The sequence below is a fragment of the Nonomuraea sp. NPDC004702 genome, assembly GCF_053601695.1.
On the sequence record NZ_JBSGCE010000030.1, the window covers coordinates 1 to 16,350 of the forward strand.

Here is a 16,350-nt window from a genome sequence, read left to right on the forward strand (position 1 = left end):
GATCAGGCTGCCGCGCGAGGCCGCCGGGCCGATCGCGCCGCTCGCGCACCAGATCGCCGTCACCGAGCTGCTGCTGGTCGCCGTGGCGGCCCGCCTCGCTCCCGCCGGACGCCTGGCCGACCTCGACGCGCTCACCGAGATGTTGTGAACCGCTTGTAGAAGAAGGGCGAGGCTGATCGTCGCGACCAGGGCGCCGCCGACGTCGCGGCCCCTCAGACCATCAGCCCGTCCCGGCGACCACCGCGGCCTGCTCGCGCCACCAGCCGGCCGCCTCCTCCAGCCCGAACGGCTCCACGAACCCCCACCGAGGCCCGCTCGGCACTTCCATCCGGTCACAGCACTAGCGTCGGGCTTTCGCCGGGGCGATGGACGATCTGGCGCTCGTAGGGGTTGGTTCGTCGCCGCTGTTGTGGGTGCGTTGGGTGATGGCGCGTTCGAGGCCGTCGAGGAGGGCGAGGAGGCCGAATTCGCGGGTGGTGGTGGTTGAGGGGATGGCCACGGTGGTGGCCAGCAGCGGGAAGCGGCTGGCGTTGAGGAGTAGCAGGTCACGCATGATGGGGGCGGCGCTGCCGTCCGTCCAGGTCTGAGTGCCTTGGGTGGCGGCCGGGTGGGTGGCGCGGATGTGGTGGGACACCATCATGACGGCGTCGAGTCGTTCGCGTTCGGTCAGGGGGGTGTCGGTGAGGGCGCTGAGGGCTGTTTCGGTCCATGCGGTCTCACGTGGGCCCATGACGCGGTCGCCCACGGTGATCGACGGCAGCCAGGGGTGGCGCCGCCAGACGGTGGACAGTCCGCGGGCGTACTCCTCCAGCCTGGCCCGCCAGCCGGCCGCCCCGCTCAGGTCGGGGGGTGTGCCGACCGCCGCCTCGATCATGATGGCCATCAGCTCCGCCTTGCCGTTGACGTAGCGGTACAGGGCCATCTTGGTGAGGCCGAGCTCGGCGGCGATGCGGTGCATGGAGACCGCCTCCAGGCCCTCGGCATCGGCGACCTTGACGGCGGTGTCGGCCAGCCGGGCGAGGTCGAAGGCGGGCCTGGGGCCTCTGTTGCGCGGCCTGCGCAGGCCCCACAACAGTTCGGCCAGTGTCCTCGGATCCTCGTTGACCGCCACGTCGCCTCCCGCTTGCCATCCGCCAAAACTGTCTCTACCGTACACAGTGTTCTGGGGACACAGTTAACTCCGGCCCCGGGCGCAGGCTGTGGCCGAGGGGCCACGCCGTGAACCAAGGAGTGGGCCATGTCCAAATCAGTGCTCGACATGTCGATGTCCCTCGACGGGTACATCGCCGATCCCAACGACTTCCTCGGCGGCGACGATGGCGAGCGGCTGCACAAGTGGGCCGACTCGGACCAGCATCCCGGGCCGGTCAAGCAGTTCCAGGACGAATGGAACGGGGCTGGTGCGATCCTCGCGGGACGGCGGACCGCTGAGCTCATGGACCACTGGGGCGGCTCTCACGGCGGTCTGCCGATCTTCGTCCCCAGCCACCGGCCGCCCGGCCCGGCCGCCAGGTGGGGCTATCCGCTGGTGACCTACGTGAACGACGGGATCGAAAGCGCGATGGCGCAGGCGAAGGCCGCCGCCGGGGAACGGGACGTCCAGATTCGTGGCGGCGCGTACACGGTGCAGCAGGCCCTCCAGGCCGGGGTGCTGGATGAAGTGCAGATCCATCACATCCCAGTACTCCTGGGCGCAGGGCGCCGGTTGTTCGACCTCCTGCCGTCGGAGATCGAGTTGGAGATCATTCAGGTGATCGACACCCCAGAGGCCACCCACATCCGCTACCGCGTCCGCCGTTGAGCCGATCGGCCACGGACCGGGCTCATGGAGATCTGGGTGGCGTTGTATGTGTCGGATCCGGGTCGACGTAGACCACAGACCGGACCGGCGGCGGCCGCCCAGGTTGCGGCCCGCCTGGGTTTCGCCCGTCTGACCCAGCATCGTGGCCACGCCTTTGGTCGGAGTGGATGTGTCCTGCACCCCGGCCCATGCCGTAGGCGTTCTGCGGCACGAACCTGACCGGGCAGGGCAGGACACGGGTGGCGGGTCCCAGTGGGGGTTGTCGGGCACGTCGCCCTTGCCGTCATGCGGGGCGGTGGTCGCGATCGCGTGCACCTCGCCGCCCAGGAGTCGGACAGGACGGGCCGCGCGGCCACCCCCGTCGCGGCGGCCGAGCCCCATGGGTCAGCCGCCAGGTAAGACAGACGTGACATTTCATGCGGGCGGCGCTTCAATGGCTCGATTATGGACGATGCCGAAATGGCGGCGGAGCGGGTGATCTCGCCCGTCCTCGTCGGCCGGGACGCGGAGCTGCGGCGGCTGCGGGCGGCGGTGCGGCGTCCTCCGGCCGTCGTCATGATCGAGGGCGAGGCCGGCATCGGCAAGACGCGGCTGGTCAGCGAACTGGCCGCCGAACTGCGTGACCGGCCGCCGCCCGCCGCCGAGCCGCCTGATCGGCCGCCGCTCGTCGGCGGGTGCCCGCAGATTCGGGAGCCGTTCCCGCTCGGGCCCGTGATCGAGGCGTTGCGCGGCGCGGCCGGGAGGTTGCCCGAGGGCGGCCTGTCGCCGGTGACCGGCGCGCTGCGCCCGCTGCTGCCCGAGCTCGCCGCCGTCCTCCCGGTCGAGCCCGGCCCGCTGGACGACCCCGCCGGGCTGCGGCATCGCGTGTTCCGCGGGCTCGCGGAGCTACTCGCCGCGCTCGGCCGGGTCGTCCTGGTGCTGGAGGATCTGCACTGGGCCGACGAGCAGACGGTCGAGTTCCTCGGCTACCTGCTCGCCGACCCGCCGCCCGGGCTCGTCCTCGTGCTCACGTTCCGCGGCGAGGAGGCTGGTCCCGGTCTGCGGGCGCTCACCGCGCGGTTACGTCCTGAGCTCGCCCATGCCCACCTCGTGCTGGCCCCGCTGGACGCCGCCCGGACGAACGAGCTGACGGCCTCGATCCTGGGCACCGCGCAGGTGTCGGACGAGTTCGCCGCCTACCTGTGCGAGCGTACGTCGGGCCTGCCGTACGCCATCCAGGAGCTGGTCGCGCTGCTGCGGACCCGCGGCGTTCTGGTCCAGCGCGGTACCAGGTGGGCGCGCAAGACGCTCGACGAGCTCGGCGTACCGGCCGGGGTGCGGGACTCCGTACTGGAACGGTTGCGCGGCCTGAGCGCGAACGCGCAGGCGGTGGCGGAGGCCGCGGCGGTGCTGCGGGTGGCCGTGCCGGTGCCCGATCTCGTGGCCACCTGCCGCGTGCCGGAGCAGGACGCCCACGAGGGCCTGGACGAGCTCCTCGACCGCGGCCTGTTCGCCGAGCACGCCGGCACGGCGGGCTTCAGGCACGCGCTGGCCGTCCAGGCGGTGTACGGGAGCATCCCGCTGCCCAGGCGCCAGGACCTGCACGCCCGCGCGGCCAAGGCGGTGGCGCGGCAGAATCCCACGCCGCTCGGCCAGATCGCCCACCACCACCGTCACGCCGGCCGGCACGACGCGTGGGTGGACGCCGCGGAGAAGGCGGCCGACCAGGCCGTGGCCCTCGCCAACGACGCGGAGGCCGAACGCCTGCTGGAGGCGGTCCTGCGGCACGCGCCCCTCGACCCGGAACGCGAGGGCAGGCTCGCGGCGAAACTGGGCTGGGCGGGCGGTTACGCGCTGGGCGCCGACGAGCTCATCGGCCTGCTGCGCGCCGCCGCCGCCCGCCAGCCGCCCGGACCGGTGCGCGGCGAGCTGAACTACCTCATCGGGCTGAAGCTGGAGGCCGGGGGCGCCGCGCCGGAGCTCACCCGCGGGGCCATGATCGAGGCGGTCGCCGATCTCGCCGACCGCCCGGTGCTGGCCGCCTACGCGATGGTGGGCCTGGGCATGCCGAGAACCCCTGGTGTCCCGCTCGCCGAGCACCTGCGCTGGCTCGACCTGGCGCTCGAACGGCTGCCCGAGATCGCGGAGCCCGAGCGGCGCATCTCCGTGCTCGGCAAGGTCGCCATGGTGCTGACCCTCGTCGGCGACCCGCGCGGGGCGAGCCTGACCGCGCAGGTCGTGGCGCGGACCGGCGGCCGTCCGACGAACCGGTGGGAGGTGGTGGCCTACGACTCGATCGGCGAGGTCGCCTGCCTGGCCGGGCATCACGACACCGCGTACCGCCTGCTGGACGCCGCGCTGGCCGAGGCGGCCGAGCACGACGTCACCGGCCTGATCGAGTCCAGGTGCCGGTTGAACCTGGCGGCTCTGGCGTACTGTCGGGGTTCCTGGGACGGCGTGGCGGACGAGCTCGAAGCGTTGCGGGTGCGTTTCGCCGACCTGCCCAGTTACCGGCTCACCGCGGACACCGTGTCCGGCTGCCTGGCCCTCGCGCGCGGGCGGGCCGACGCCGCGCGGCTCGACGACCTGGTGCGCGCGAACCTGGAGACGGGCGCGGCCGACGTGCTCGCACTGCCGGTGAGCGCGCTGCTGCGGCTGGCCGTCGCACAGGACCGGGCCGGGGAGGCCGTGGCGCGTACCGGCGAGGCGTTCTCGTTGTGGGCGGCCAAGGGGTTGTGGCCGGTGGCCGTTCGGGCGGTTCCCGCGCTGGTCGAAGCCCTGGTGGGGCTGGGCAGGGTCGAGGAGGCCGGGGAGCTGGTGTCACGTCTCGAAGGCGAGCTCGCCGCGCTGGACGCGCCGCTCGCGCGGGCGGCGCTCGGCCATGCGTGGGGCTTCCTGTCCGCCGACGCCGTGCGCTTCATGGACGCGGCGGCGTCGTACGAACGGCTGGGGGCGCCGTACGAGGCGGCGCAGGCGCGCGAGCACGCGGCCGGGCTGCTGCTCACCGCCGGTGACGAGCGGGGGGCGTCGATGCTGGAGGCCGCCCTGCACGCGTACGGCGGGCTCGGCGCCGCCTGGGACCTCGACCGGGCGGGCCGGCTGAGCAGGCGCTGGGGCCTGCCCGTACCGGCCCGGCATCGCGGCGGCCCGCGCGGTTACGGGTCCGCGCTCTCCCCCAGGGAGGACGCGGTGGCCAGGCTGGCCGCCACCGGCCTGACCAACAAGGAGATCGCCAAGGAGCTGTTCCTGTCGGCCAAGACCGTGGACAAGCACCTGGGGTCGGCCATGCGCAAGCTGGGCCTGCGCTCCCGCGCGGGGCTGGCGCACCGCCTCGACGCCTGACTATTGGGGTGTTTGCCCCATAGGTAGCCATCTGTCGCTCCTGTGACGCTAGGCGCATGCCCGAAGAGCCCGATCCGAAGGACGAGCAGGACACACCCGAGCCCGAGGCCGAACCCGAGGCCGAACTCGAAGAGGGCTGGGTCGACGCATGAGGAGAGAGGCAGAACCCCCGATGCCAACCACCAGGAGGCGGCCGTGGCCGCGCGTGTCAGCGGGCGCGGCCGTAGCGGCACTGGCCACGGGCCTGCTCACCCCGGCGACGGCCCTCGCCGCGCCTGATGAGGGCGGCCCAGGCGTCGTCACGCTCCCCGGCGCCGCGGGCGGCGAATGGAACCTCACCCTGATCACCGGCGACACCGTCCGCCTCACCAGGGACGGCGACGGACGCTACACCGCGACCCCCGAGGCCGTCCGCCGCCCCGACGGTCACACCCCGTTGTTCCGCAGCGAGGCCGGCCCGGAGGGGATCTTCGTGATCCCGGACGACGCCCAGCCCGCCCTCGACGCGGGCGTCCTGGACCTCAAACTGTTCGACGTCCGCTACCTGGCCGAGAACGGCTACGCCGACGGCACGGCCGACCGCCTGCCGCTGATCGTCCAGTACCAGGGCGCCCAGAAGAGCACCGCCCGCGCCCTGCCCGACAGCACCGCCACCCGGTCGCTGCCGAGCATCCACGGCGCCGCGCTCACGGTCGACAAGGCGAAGGCGGACGACTTCTGGGCCACCCTGCGCGACTCGGCCAGTGGCAGGACGAAGCTGGCCGGCGGCGTCGGCAAGGTCTGGCTGGACGCCAAGGTCAAGGCGGACCTGGCCGAGAGCGTGCCGCTGATCGGCGCCCCCGAGGCGTGGCAGGCCGGCTTCGACGGCTCGGGCACGACGGTCGCCGTGCTGGACACCGGCGTCGACGCCACCCACCCCGACCTGGCCGGCCGGATCGCCGACAGCCGCAGCTTCGTCGAGGGCCAGGAGGTGACCGACCACCACGGCCACGGCACCCACGTCGCCGCGACCGTGGGGGGCTCGGGCGCGGGCTCGGACGGCACGCGCAAGGGCGTCGCCCCCGGCGCCCGGCTCGTCATCGGCAAGGTGCTGGGCGACTCGGGCTCGGGCGACACCTCCGACATCATCGCCGGCATGGAGTGGGCCGCCACCGAGAAGAAGGCGAAGATCGTCTCGATGAGCCTCGGCGGCAACCCCACCGACGGCACCGACCCGCTGTCCCAGTCCGTCAACGACCTGAGCGCCTCGACGGGCGCGCTGTTCGTGGTCGCCGCGGGCAACGACGGCCCCGGCAAGGAGACGATCGGCGCGCCCGGCGCCGCCGCGTCCGCGCTGACGGTCGCCGCCACCGACAAGTCCGACCGGCTCGCGAGCTTCTCCAGCCGCGGGCCGAGGGCCGTGGACGGCGCGCTCAAGCCGGACATCGCCGCCCCGGGCGTGGGCATCGTCGCCGCCCGCGCCGCCGGGACCTCGCTGGGCACCCCGGTCGACGCCCTCTACACCAGCCTGAACGGCACCTCGATGGCGACCCCGCACGTCGCGGGCGCGGCCGCGCTGCTGGCCCAGGCACATCCGTCCTGGGACGGCCGGCGGCTCAAGGCGGCGCTGATGTCGACCGCCAAGGACGCCGGATACTCCGCCTACGAGCAGGGCGCCGGCCGCGTCGACGTGGCCAGGGCCGTCTCCCAGACCGTCGTCTCCACCACCCCGAACCTGGACTACGGCGTCATCCCCGTAGACGTGAACGACACCGTGGACAAGACCGTCACCTACGCCAACGACGGCGCCGCCGAGGTGACGCTGACCCTCGCCGCCGCACTGGGCGAGGCCAAGGACGCGTTGACGTTCAGCGCCCCGTCGGTCACCGTCCCGGCGGGCGGCACCGCGTCCGTCACCGTCACCCTGCGCCCGGACGGCCTGCCCAAGGGCGGCCACACCGGCGCCGTGGTCGCCACGGGCCCGTCCGGTACGCACGTCACGACCCCGGTCGGACTGCGCCGAGGGCCCAAGAAGGTGCCGCTGACCGTGCACCTCATCGACAGGTACGGCAACCCGCCCTCGCCGATGGTGACCTGGGTGGCCGCGAGCGCGGTCGACGTCCCCGACACCTACGGCGTCAGCTCGGGCGAATTCGTCAGCGACGGCGTCTACCGCTACATGGTCGAGCCGGGCACCTACAGCGTCCAGGCCGGCGTCCAGCACAACACGACCGACAGCGGGCCTCCCCCGGTCGCCCAGCTGTACGACCCCGAGGTGGTCGTGCCGGAGGAGGGCGCCGAGATCACCCTCGACGCCCGCGAAGCCGTGCTGCTGCGCGTCAGGACGCCCAAGCCGATCGACTGGCGGCACGCCAGAGGCACCATCTCCTTCCTGCGCACAGCCTGGGACGGCACCTCGCTGTCGTCCGGGAGCATGGGCGCCCTGGGCATGAACGACTGGTACATCAGCCCCACCAAGAAGGTCACCAAGGGGAAGCTGCTGTTCTCGATGCAGGCCACGGCCGCCAACCCGCAACTGGCCGTGCGCGCCGTGTCCCCGCGGAAGTACGCGATCGACGCCAGAACCTATGAGTACTTCGACCGTGGGCTGAGCCTCGACCTCGGCTGGGACATCCCGTTCCCGGCCGGCACCCGCCGCTACGACCTCGCGTACGTCGGCGGTGGCGCGAACCCGCAGGGCGACCTGCGCGGCAAGCTCGCGCTGATGACGATCGACCCCGATGACACCTGCCTCATCGAACTCGAGCGCCTCCAGGCGCTGAAGGCCGCGGGCGCCGCCGGGGTCGTGCTCTTCGCCAACCGCGTGTACCCCGGCTGCTCGATCCCCACCTGGCCCGGCGGGGACGAAAAGCCGGAACTGCCGGTGGTCCAGATCTTCAAGGCCGTCGGCGACCGGCTCCGCGCCCAGCTCGCGGACGGCCCGGTCACGCTGGAGATCGCCAGCCACCCGATCATCGACTACACCTACCAGCTCCTGGAGTACGCGGACGGCAGGGTTCCCGACCCCGACTACCGCTTCACCGACAGCCGCCTGCGGGCCGTGGACACCGCGTACCACACGCCGATGAGCCTCGACGACCAGATGGAGATCTGGCACAGCCGCAAGCCGCTGGAGCGGGTCACGTTCTCGACGGCCTTCCACTTCGCCGCCCCCTCCAGGCGGATCGAGTACTTCAGCCTGTCCGGCGCGGACACGCTGCGCGAGGGGACCGTCAGCGGCACCGGCACGAAGACCTGGGGACTGGCGACGACGATCGAGAAGCCCGGCAGGGAGACCAGGCGCTGGGGCACCGGCCCGGCCACCCCGGGCGGCATGGTGATCCCGGAGGTCCCCGGCGTCGAGCAGAAGGTCTTGTGCGTGATGTGCCGGCGCGGCGACACGTTCCTGCCCGCCTACACCTTCGTGACCGGCGACGGGCGGCTGGCCATGACCGGCGGCAGCGTCAACACCAACGCGAAGCTGTTCAGGGACGGCAAGGAGGTCCCGCGCGTCGCCGGCGCCGCGTTCCCGATGTTCACGTTGCCCAAGGAGGAGGGCGTCTACCGGCTCGAACAGAGCGGCTCGGGCTCCGTCAACGCCTGGACCTTCCGCTCCAGGGCCCGCGACGAGGACACCGTCCCGCCCACGACCGCCTGCCACCCGACCATGGGCTCGTCCGGTTCGTGCAACCCGCAGCCGCTGGTGTTCGTCGGCTACGACCTGCGTGACACCCAGGCCCTGGACACCTCCGTACGGGCCGGTGGCCGGCACACGTTCCAGATCGACGTGACCCACTCCCCGTCGGCCGAGCGGATGCCGTCCGTCGCGGGGCTGAAGCTGGCCTACAGCACAGACGACGGCCAGACCTGGAAGGACGCCAAGGTCCGCCGGGTACGTTCCGGCGTCTACACCACCACACTCACCTACCCCGCCCTCGCGGATACGAAGGGCGCCGTAACCCTCAAGGCCGAAGCCTGGGACACCGAAGGCAACAAGGTCGAACAGACCACCACCCGCGCTTTCCCCCTGCGCTGACACCTGGACCCGAATCCGTGCCCGCCACCCACCCAGGGCGGCGGGCACCCGCCTGACTGCAGCCGATACGGGTCGTTACTCTTCGCGGCAGACAGTAGTCATATGCCGCAGGACATCGCATCTCGTACCGGAGCGGCGGGTGACGCGGACCTCGGTCCTCAACGACTTCGACCTTCCACACCACCCGAGCAAGATCTGCTCGCGCGGCCTGATCGGCCACAGCGGGACGGCGGGACAGGCTCGCCGGCGTCCTCCACGAGTACCCACACGCCGCTTGACCAGCACGGATGGAGATATCGGCGGGCGGCGATTCTGAGCTGGTCTTGCGCAAGCCTGGCGCCGAGGACGATCGGGTGAGACCAGGCCGGGCGCTCATGCCCGAAGGTCGAGCGTTGACCGTGTCCAGAGGCTGAGATCGCTGCTGGTGGCAACGGCGAGGGTGAGGCCGGACGGCGAGAATCCGGCGGCGCGGAAGATGGAGTAGTCGGCATGGAAGATGTGCCACCAGCCTTGTCCCGGCGGATCCCTGTAGATGTCGCCGCCCGCGGAGAGCAGGACGCGGGCGTTCGGCCATTCGGGGCTGACGACGTCGAGGCACCAGCCGTCCGGGGTGGTGCTGTGCAGGCCGCCGCCGAAGAGGCCGGCAATGTGCACCCGGCTGCCCGCGACAGGCCCGAGACCGGGGCAGGTGAGGTCCGGGGAGGCGTCAGGGGTGCTGTTGTCGGGGTCGGGATCACGGTCCCGCGAGACCTTCTCGCCGGTGACCGCGTCGAAGAGCCCGTGGCCGTCGCTGGAGACGACCATGACCAGATCTCGTCTGCTCTCCGGATGGACGGCGAAGCCGATGCCCAGCAGGCCGCCGATGGGGGTCCTGTCGCCCGACACTGGCCGCCAGGGGGCCGGGGCCTGAACGACAGGAGCAGCCAGAACTTGGTCGCGCAGCTGTTGCTGATACTTCGAGATCACCGCAGGCGCGCTTCAGGTGTTGGCGGCGCCTTGGTGGAGGGTGCCGGTGGCCGGTCGGCCAGGGTGGTCCGGCAGAGGGCGCGCAGGTCGCCGAAGGCCTGCAGGAGGTGCGCGTCCAGGCTCTGCGAGGAATCGTCGATCCAGGCCTGGGCCGCTTGGTGGAAGGTGGCCCACCCGATCTGAGCGGCCAGGCGGGCCGACCGGTCGGCGACACCGCGCTGCCGCAGCGCTTCGGCCACGGCTTCGGCGATCGACGCGGCCTTGGCCAGGTCCCGCTCGCGCAGTGCCGGCGTCGCCGCGATGACCTGCAGGCGTGGTTCGGCGAAGGAGCGGTTGCCCTCAAGGAGGTGCTCGACCTTGCGGAAGGCGTGGAGCAGCAGGTCGAGCGGCTGGAGACCGTCGGGCGCCTCCGCCACCGCCTGCACCAGGGACGCGCGCAGGTCGGCTTCGCCGTCGAAGAGCACCTCGCGTTTGTCGGGGAAGTGCCGGAAGAACGTGCGTTCGTTGAGGCCGGCCCGGGCGGCGATCTCGGCCGTGGTGGTCCGGTCGAACCCGCGTTCCCGGTACAGCTCCAGAGCCGCCTGCTGCAGGCGGCGGCGCGCTTCTGCTCCGCTGCGTGGCACGCTCCGCAGGATACCGCATACGTCAGTGACTGACGCTACTTGACGCCAGTCACTGGCGCTACCTACAGTCAACGGCTGGCGCTACGTAGTGCCAGTAACTGGCGTTAAGGGAGAGGGTCTCATGCATGTCTTCGTCACCGGCGGTTCCGGCCAGACCGGCCCCGCCGTCGTCACCGAGCTCATCGCGGCCGGTCACACCGTCACCGCTCTGGCGCGCTCGGACGCCGCGGCCGCCCGGCTGGCCTCGCTCGGGGCCACCCCCCACCGCGGCTCCCTGGACGACCTCGACAGCCTGCGCAGCGGCGCCGCGGCCGCCGACGGAGTCCTGCACATGGCCTACGGCGGCGACTTCTCCGATCTCGACGACATGATGAGGCGCGACCGGACGGCGATCGAGACGCTCGGCCGGCCGCTGGAACACTCGGGCAGGCCGCTCGTCGTCACCTCGGGCACCCTGGTCATGCCCGCCGGCCGGGAGAGCACCGAGCAGGACGAGCCCGACGCCGCCGGGATCGCCGCCTTCCGCCTCGCTGGGGAGCGCGCCTGCCTGGACTTCGCCACCAGGCAAGTACGCGCCGCCGTGGTGCGCCTGGCTCCCACCGTCCACGGTCCCGAAGATCATGGATTCATCCCCATGCTCATCGCCACCGCGCGGAAGACCGGCGTATCCGCCTACGTGGGAGACGGCACCAACCGGTGGCCCGCGGTGCACCGGCTCGACGCGGCGGTCCTGTTCCGCCTGGCGCTGGAGCAGGCGCCCGCGGGCAGCGTCCTGCACGGGGTGGCCGAAAGCGGCGTCACCTTGCGGAGCATCGCCGAGGTGATCGCCCGGGGCCTGGGGGTGCCTGCGGTCTCGCTGACGCCCGCCGAGGCCGCCACGCACTTCGTCAGCCCGTTCATGGCCCTCGCGTACGGGTTCGACGGGCCTGTCTCCAGTTTCCGCACGCAGGAGCTGCTCGGCTGGTCACCCGTACACCCGACCCTGCTCGAAGACCTGGAGCACGGCGACTACCTGAGGTCCCCGCAACACTGAGGAGATCGCTGCGGCACGGCACCCGCTGGAACGGCGCGCGCCCGGTGTCATGGTCGCGCCACAGAACGGACCGGCAGGTCAGGGCGTCGGGCCGGGCCTCGCGGCGGGGCCGTGCACGGTCCTCCCGGTCATCACCCAGGGCGCCAAGCAGGCGCGGCATTGGCGGAGTCACTGACCTGGAAGAACCCCGTTGTGCGTGTCTGGATTCGCGCAAGGCTCTGACGCTGGGGGCTTCTTGCCTGCTTGCCTCTACGAGATTGGGTTCACACGGAATGGACCTGCCTCTACTGTGAACGAGGTGGGCGAGGATGTGAACGAGGCGCTTGGTGTGTTGGCGCTCCTCGGGGGTGTGCTGCTGCTTGTTCTGCTGGTGTCCGGTGACTCCGAAGCCAAGCCGGGCGCTAACGAAGTCGACCCGGCCGTGAAGCGGCGGCGGTGGGAAGTGCGGGTCCAGGGGGCACGCCGCCTCCTGGAGGTCTGCCTCAACAACGCCGCCCACGGGGAAAAGCACTACCAGGAGGCTGAGAGGCGCCTTGCCACTCCTGGTTCGGAGAGCCTCGCGGCCATGGAGATCGAAAAGGCCTGCATCTACAGGCACTGGCGGGCGCTGCTGCACCTGGCGGTGATCCGCGCCATGGAGATGAAGGCTCAAGAGGCGATATGGGCGTTCGACAAGGCCGTCCTGATGGTGAACCCCGCGGGGATCGAGCCCGACGACTTCCGGCCCAAGATGGTGGGGATGGCTCTGGTCTGGCTGGAGGTCCGCCCGGGGCTGGCCAAGGTGTGGGAGGACTCTGTTGGGCGGAGACATCCTGGCCTGTCCGGCTCGCAGCTGCGCGCCAAAGCCGTCGAAGAGATCATCGAGACGGTCCCGCCCTTGAAACCATGACGCCCTCGCAGGGCTGCCCGCAGGCCGGGCGGGTTCTTGCCGCTGCCCGGCGCCGCTCACTACGTCGCGTCCAAGGCCGTCCTCGAACAACTCACCCGCAGCTGGGGCGCTGGAACTGGCCGGCGACGGCATCCGCGTCAACGCCCCGGGCCCACCGAGAGCCAGGCTCTGACGCCGCCGACCTACCCGACACCGTCGTCAAGAACCGCGGCGTCGGCGATGCGCTGACGGTGGTTGCGACGGGCTGCACTTGTTGCGCGCCTCGTTGCGGTATGCCGCCCGCCAGCACCGGGACGCCCTCGCCACAGCGCTCAAGCCGGTCTACACCGCGCCAACCGAGGCGGCTGCGCGCGCCCAAGTGCGTCTGTATGGCGATCACGAGCCTGGACCCGACCGGCAAGGGGCGCAAACGCTGGATCCCCCGCTGGAAAAGCCGGCCTGAACGCCTTCGCCATCACCTTCGACGGCCGCCTGCCCTCACGCTCTACTCTCCGTGTGCTCGATCCAGCCCGTGTTCCGGCCTGACAGATGGCACTTGATCATCTCGGCATATCGCTCAATAATGATCGTTTTCCCGCGCGATCGGAGAGCGACCATGGAGACCCCCGCCGCGGGTGGCAAGGACGCGCAGCGTCGCCGTTCAGTACTGACCGGAGCCGCGCTACTCGCGCTGGGTATCGCTGCGGGCGTCGCCCTGAGCACGGCGGGTCTCGTGCCTGCGGTGCTCCGGCCCAAGCCGGCCGCGCCAACCTCCTCGTCCAGCGGCTCGCCCCGCCCCGCGACCAGCGAGGCGCGCCTGAGCCTGCCCGCCGTTCGTGGCGCCACGGCAATCACGCTTCCTGATCAGGTTGAGGGCATGACGCTGCGTCACATGTTCGACGACACCGTCGAGGACGGCTTCGCCGTCTTCCTCCAGGGCCTGAGGAACAGAGGCTACGCGGTCAGCAAATCGGTCAGCGGCCTCTACGTTCTCCCCCGCCCCTCGTCCGGGCAGCCTCCGCTCACCTCCCCGGTGAGCCTCTTGGCGGCCGAATCCAAGGATTTGAACCCGGACGCGATCTTCAAAGAGTGGTTGATGCCGTCGTTCGGCAAGACCGCCAGGAAGTCGGAGACGCTCAATCCTTGGCCCTACGAGGGACAGACGATGTGCTGGCTCACCACGACGTACTTCTGCGCCTGGGCCGACCGGACATCATTCGGCGTGGTTATCTTCAACGCGACGGCAGAAATGACCACGCGAGCCCATGAGCACTTCGCCGCGATCCGAGCCGCCATCGAGCGACCGGTGCATCCGCAGTGAGCCGGTGAACTACAGCGATCAACGGCAAACCCGTGGCCCGAACCCCGGTCGCCCCAGCAGAGGGAAGCGTGTACGGGGAGATGATCCGCTGTTCTCCTTCCCCTGGCGCGCCTCACCATACGAACGCGTTCGCCGTACTGCGGTTGCTCCCCGTGGGCCTCGACGAGGAAGGACACTCCTGCGTGGCAGATCACCGTCCTCGAACGTCGGCTCGGCGCTGACACCGACGCAGCCCGCCGAAGCGCCTGCTCACCCTCGAAAGACCAGCCCCGCTGGTGCTTCCGAGGGCGCAGCCGTCACCAACAGCAACCACGCAAGCACCTCGGCGCAACCATCGTGCCTGCGGCAAGCACCTCAGCCCGAGCTCTGCATGATCACGCAGCCATGCGAAACCAGGTCTGTCCCCACATGGTCCCCAGGAGAACGCGGAAAGGCCGCGCCGACCGTGTTCAGGAGCTTCTGGATCTCCGAGCCGCTGACGTGGCCGGGTGACGCGGTGAGGGCGTCGCCGGCCACCAGGGCCTGCGATCATGAAGCACTGCGGTCCGGGTCAGGAGACCATGTCAAGGTCGTGGACGTGCCGTCGGGGAAGCCGATGACGACCTCGCGGGCGGAGACGTCCACGGTGATCGCGTCGCGGAGGGCGGCCGGGTGCACGGCGTCGCCGGAGAGCACGACCAGCGAGACGTGCAGGCCGGGCTCGTCGGCGTGCAGGCACGGGACGGCAGAGTGCGGGCCGAACGCGTTGGACTCGACCTCGCGCTCGACGCTCGCCCGCCGCCAGCCGTACAGGGCGACGATCGCGGAGGTGAGGCCGTCCGCGCGGCGCGCCATCGCCCATCCGCGCCCGGTCGCCACGGTCGGCGGCACGTCCCCGGCCACGGCGAACCCACCTTCACGCACGCCGCCCTCGCCGCTGCCCTCGCCGCCGGCGATCTCGTGGACGCGGAGCTCCCAGGGGCCGCGGACGACCGAGGTGCTGGTGACGAGCGCGCCGCCCGCGGTCCGATGGGAGGAGGAGGCGGTGGCGTCCGCGCACGTCAGCGGCGTGATCGCGGTACGGCGCGAGGGGATGCCGCCGGGCCCGACCAGCGCGAGGTGGTTGTCGAGATCGCGGGCCCAGGCGTGCTCGGCCGCCTCGGGGGCGGTGCGGGTGGAGTAGGCGAGCTTGGCGTAGTGCGGGTCGTCGGGCGGCGCGCCGTGGTCGCTGCCGTGGTTGAGCAGGCGGACGATCCCGTCGTGCCGGGTGCCGTGCAGGAGCAGCCCGGCGGCGGGGACGGCCGCGACGACGTCGTGCTCGTCGATGGGCAGCGGCTGCTCGCGCTCGGTCCACACCGGGTGGTCCGGCGGCAGCAACAGCCCGAGGAACCCCTTCGACGCCCAGTACGGCGACGCGGGCCCCGAGTACGCCTGCGTCACCGGCAGGAACGGCTCGTACCAGCCGAGGGAGAGCAGCCCGTCGGGGCCCGGCACGCCGCGCTCGGCGAAGTGGCGCGCCACGGAGGAGGCGAGCTTCCTGGTCTGGCCCGGCGCGAGCGGGGTGGCGCCGGTGAGCGCGCCCAGCCAGACGGGCGCGAGGGCGGCGAAGCGGTAGGTGAGCGAGCGGCCGTGATGGACGGGCGCGCCGTCCGCACCGAAGAAATGCTGATATGTCGTGAGGAATTCGTGCAGGCGGCTCGTGTACACGCCGGCCCGCTCCGCGTCGCCCGACATGCGGGTCCACAGCAGCGGGTACAGGTGCAGCGCCCAGCCGCAGTAGTAGTCGAAGTTGCGCGAGCCGCCGTCGGTGTACCAGCCGTCGCCGGCGTACCAGTCCTCGATGCGGTCCAGGCCGCGGTCGATCTCCCGCTGCTCGTACGGCCCGCCCACCGACTTCAGGAACTCCTCCGTCACCGTCTGGAACAACATCCAGTTGTTGTCCCAGGTGCGCTTGCCGACGAAGCCGCCGAGCCAGTGGGCGACCCGGTCCCGTACGCCGTCGTCGAGCCGGTCCCACAGCCACGGCCGGGTCTCGTGCAGCGCGACCGCGATCGAGGCGGCCTCCACCATCTGCTGCGAGCAGTCGGTCAGCTCGGGCCACGCCTCGCCGCTGCCGGGGTCGGTGCCCGCCGCGAGGCCCCTGGCGTACCGCTCGGCGAGGTCGGGGACGTCGCCCGCCGCGCCCGCGAGGCGGAACGCGGCGAGCAGGAACGTGCGCGCGAACCCCTCCAGCCCGTCGAGCGCCACGCCCGACCAGCTCGCCCGGCCCGGCAGCCGGATCTGCGCGAAACCTGGGGAGGCGTACGGCGTCACCGCCCCGAGCAGCCGGTCGGCGAGAGCCTCCCAGTGCGCGCGGGTCCAGCCGGTGCGCGAGGAGAGCACGCGGTCGGTCGGCGGCAGCGACAGGTACGGAGGGATCAACG

At 71.7% G+C, this 16,350-nt stretch carries 10 protein-coding genes and 1 pseudogene; 7 read left to right on the forward strand and 4 right to left on the reverse strand.

Going from position 1 to position 16,350, the window contains the following annotated elements; translation table 11 throughout:
• Positions 1 to 340: 340 nt before the first annotated feature.
• Positions 341 to 1,111, reverse strand: coding sequence for a TetR/AcrR family transcriptional regulator (locus ACWEJ6_RS31240; RefSeq protein ID WP_452428386.1), 771 nt, complete (start codon positions 1,109 to 1,111; stop codon positions 341 to 343).
• A gap of 147 nt (positions 1,112 to 1,258) precedes the next feature.
• Between ACWEJ6_RS31240 and ACWEJ6_RS31245 the strand changes: the two genes are divergently transcribed.
• From ACWEJ6_RS31245 to ACWEJ6_RS31255, 3 genes are all read left to right on the forward strand, one after another.
• Positions 1,259 to 1,801: a dihydrofolate reductase family protein gene (locus tag ACWEJ6_RS31245; RefSeq protein ID WP_452428576.1), complete on the forward strand. Its 543-nt coding sequence runs from the start codon at positions 1,259 to 1,261 to the stop codon at positions 1,799 to 1,801.
• A 444-nt stretch (positions 1,802 to 2,245) separates the two neighbouring features.
• Positions 2,246 to 5,122: a helix-turn-helix transcriptional regulator gene (locus tag ACWEJ6_RS31250; RefSeq protein WP_452428388.1), complete on the forward strand. Its 2,877-nt coding sequence runs from the start codon at positions 2,246 to 2,248 to the stop codon at positions 5,120 to 5,122.
• Between the two features lie 172 nt (positions 5,123 to 5,294).
• A complete protein-coding gene (locus ACWEJ6_RS31255; RefSeq protein WP_452428390.1) occupies positions 5,295 to 9,137 on the forward strand; it encodes a S8 family peptidase in 3,843 nt (1,280 codons plus the stop codon).
• A gap of 372 nt (positions 9,138 to 9,509) precedes the next feature.
• Here the strand turns inward: ACWEJ6_RS31255 and ACWEJ6_RS31260 are convergent, their stop codons facing one another.
• Both ACWEJ6_RS31260 and ACWEJ6_RS31265 read right to left on the reverse strand, forming a co-directional pair.
• The gene (locus tag ACWEJ6_RS31260; RefSeq protein WP_452428392.1) at positions 9,510 to 10,022 is read right to left on the reverse strand and encodes a hypothetical protein; all 513 of its coding nucleotides are present in this window, start codon (positions 10,020 to 10,022) and stop codon (positions 9,510 to 9,512) included.
• Between the two features lie 77 nt (positions 10,023 to 10,099).
• Positions 10,100 to 10,726 carry a TetR family transcriptional regulator gene (locus ACWEJ6_RS31265; RefSeq protein ID WP_452428394.1) on the reverse strand — a complete coding sequence of 209 codons (627 nt, stop codon included), beginning with the start codon at positions 10,724 to 10,726 and terminating at the stop codon, positions 10,100 to 10,102.
• 121 nt (positions 10,727 to 10,847) lie between these two features.
• On the opposite strand from ACWEJ6_RS31265, the gene ACWEJ6_RS31270 reads away from it, so the two are divergent.
• The 4 genes and pseudogenes from ACWEJ6_RS31270 to ACWEJ6_RS31285 all read left to right on the forward strand — a co-directional run bounded on the left by ACWEJ6_RS31270 (position 10,848) and on the right by ACWEJ6_RS31285 (position 13,948).
• Positions 10,848 to 11,759, forward strand: a complete 912-nt coding sequence (locus ACWEJ6_RS31270; protein WP_452428396.1) for an SDR family oxidoreductase — start codon at positions 10,848 to 10,850, stop codon at positions 11,757 to 11,759.
• Between the two features lie 298 nt (positions 11,760 to 12,057).
• A complete protein-coding gene (locus tag ACWEJ6_RS31275; RefSeq protein ID WP_452428398.1) occupies positions 12,058 to 12,648 on the forward strand; it encodes a hypothetical protein in 591 nt (196 codons plus the stop codon).
• A gap of 191 nt (positions 12,649 to 12,839) precedes the next feature.
• Positions 12,840 to 13,173 (forward strand): annotated as a pseudogene (locus ACWEJ6_RS31280) (hypothetical protein); the annotation flags it as partial.
• A gap of 70 nt (positions 13,174 to 13,243) precedes the next feature.
• On the forward strand, positions 13,244 to 13,948 hold the full coding sequence (locus ACWEJ6_RS31285; protein ID WP_452428400.1) for a hypothetical protein: 705 nt from the start codon (positions 13,244 to 13,246) through the stop codon (positions 13,946 to 13,948).
• Positions 13,949 to 14,476: 528 nt separating this feature from the next.
• Here ACWEJ6_RS31285 and ACWEJ6_RS31290 read toward each other — a convergent pair.
• Positions 14,477 to 16,348, reverse strand: a complete 1,872-nt coding sequence (locus ACWEJ6_RS31290) for a DUF2264 domain-containing protein (protein WP_452428402.1) — start codon at positions 16,346 to 16,348, stop codon at positions 14,477 to 14,479.
• Between the last annotated feature and the right edge of the window lie 2 nt (positions 16,349 to 16,350).

Bases quoted from the DNA above. Each gene is read 5' to 3' on its own strand.
- ACWEJ6_RS31285 (WP_452428400.1), top strand. From the start codon at position 13,244: ATGGAGACCCCCGCCGCGGGTGGCAAGGACGCGCAGCGTCGCCGTTCA.
- ACWEJ6_RS31245 (WP_452428576.1), top strand. From the start codon at position 1,259: ATGTCGATGTCCCTCGACGGGTACATCGCCGATCCCAACGACTTCCTC.
- ACWEJ6_RS31255 (WP_452428390.1), top strand. From the start codon at position 5,295: ATGCCAACCACCAGGAGGCGGCCGTGGCCGCGCGTGTCAGCGGGCGCG.
- ACWEJ6_RS31250 (WP_452428388.1), top strand. From the start codon at position 2,246: ATGGACGATGCCGAAATGGCGGCGGAGCGGGTGATCTCGCCCGTCCTC.
- ACWEJ6_RS31270 (WP_452428396.1), top strand. From the start codon at position 10,848: ATGCATGTCTTCGTCACCGGCGGTTCCGGCCAGACCGGCCCCGCCGTC.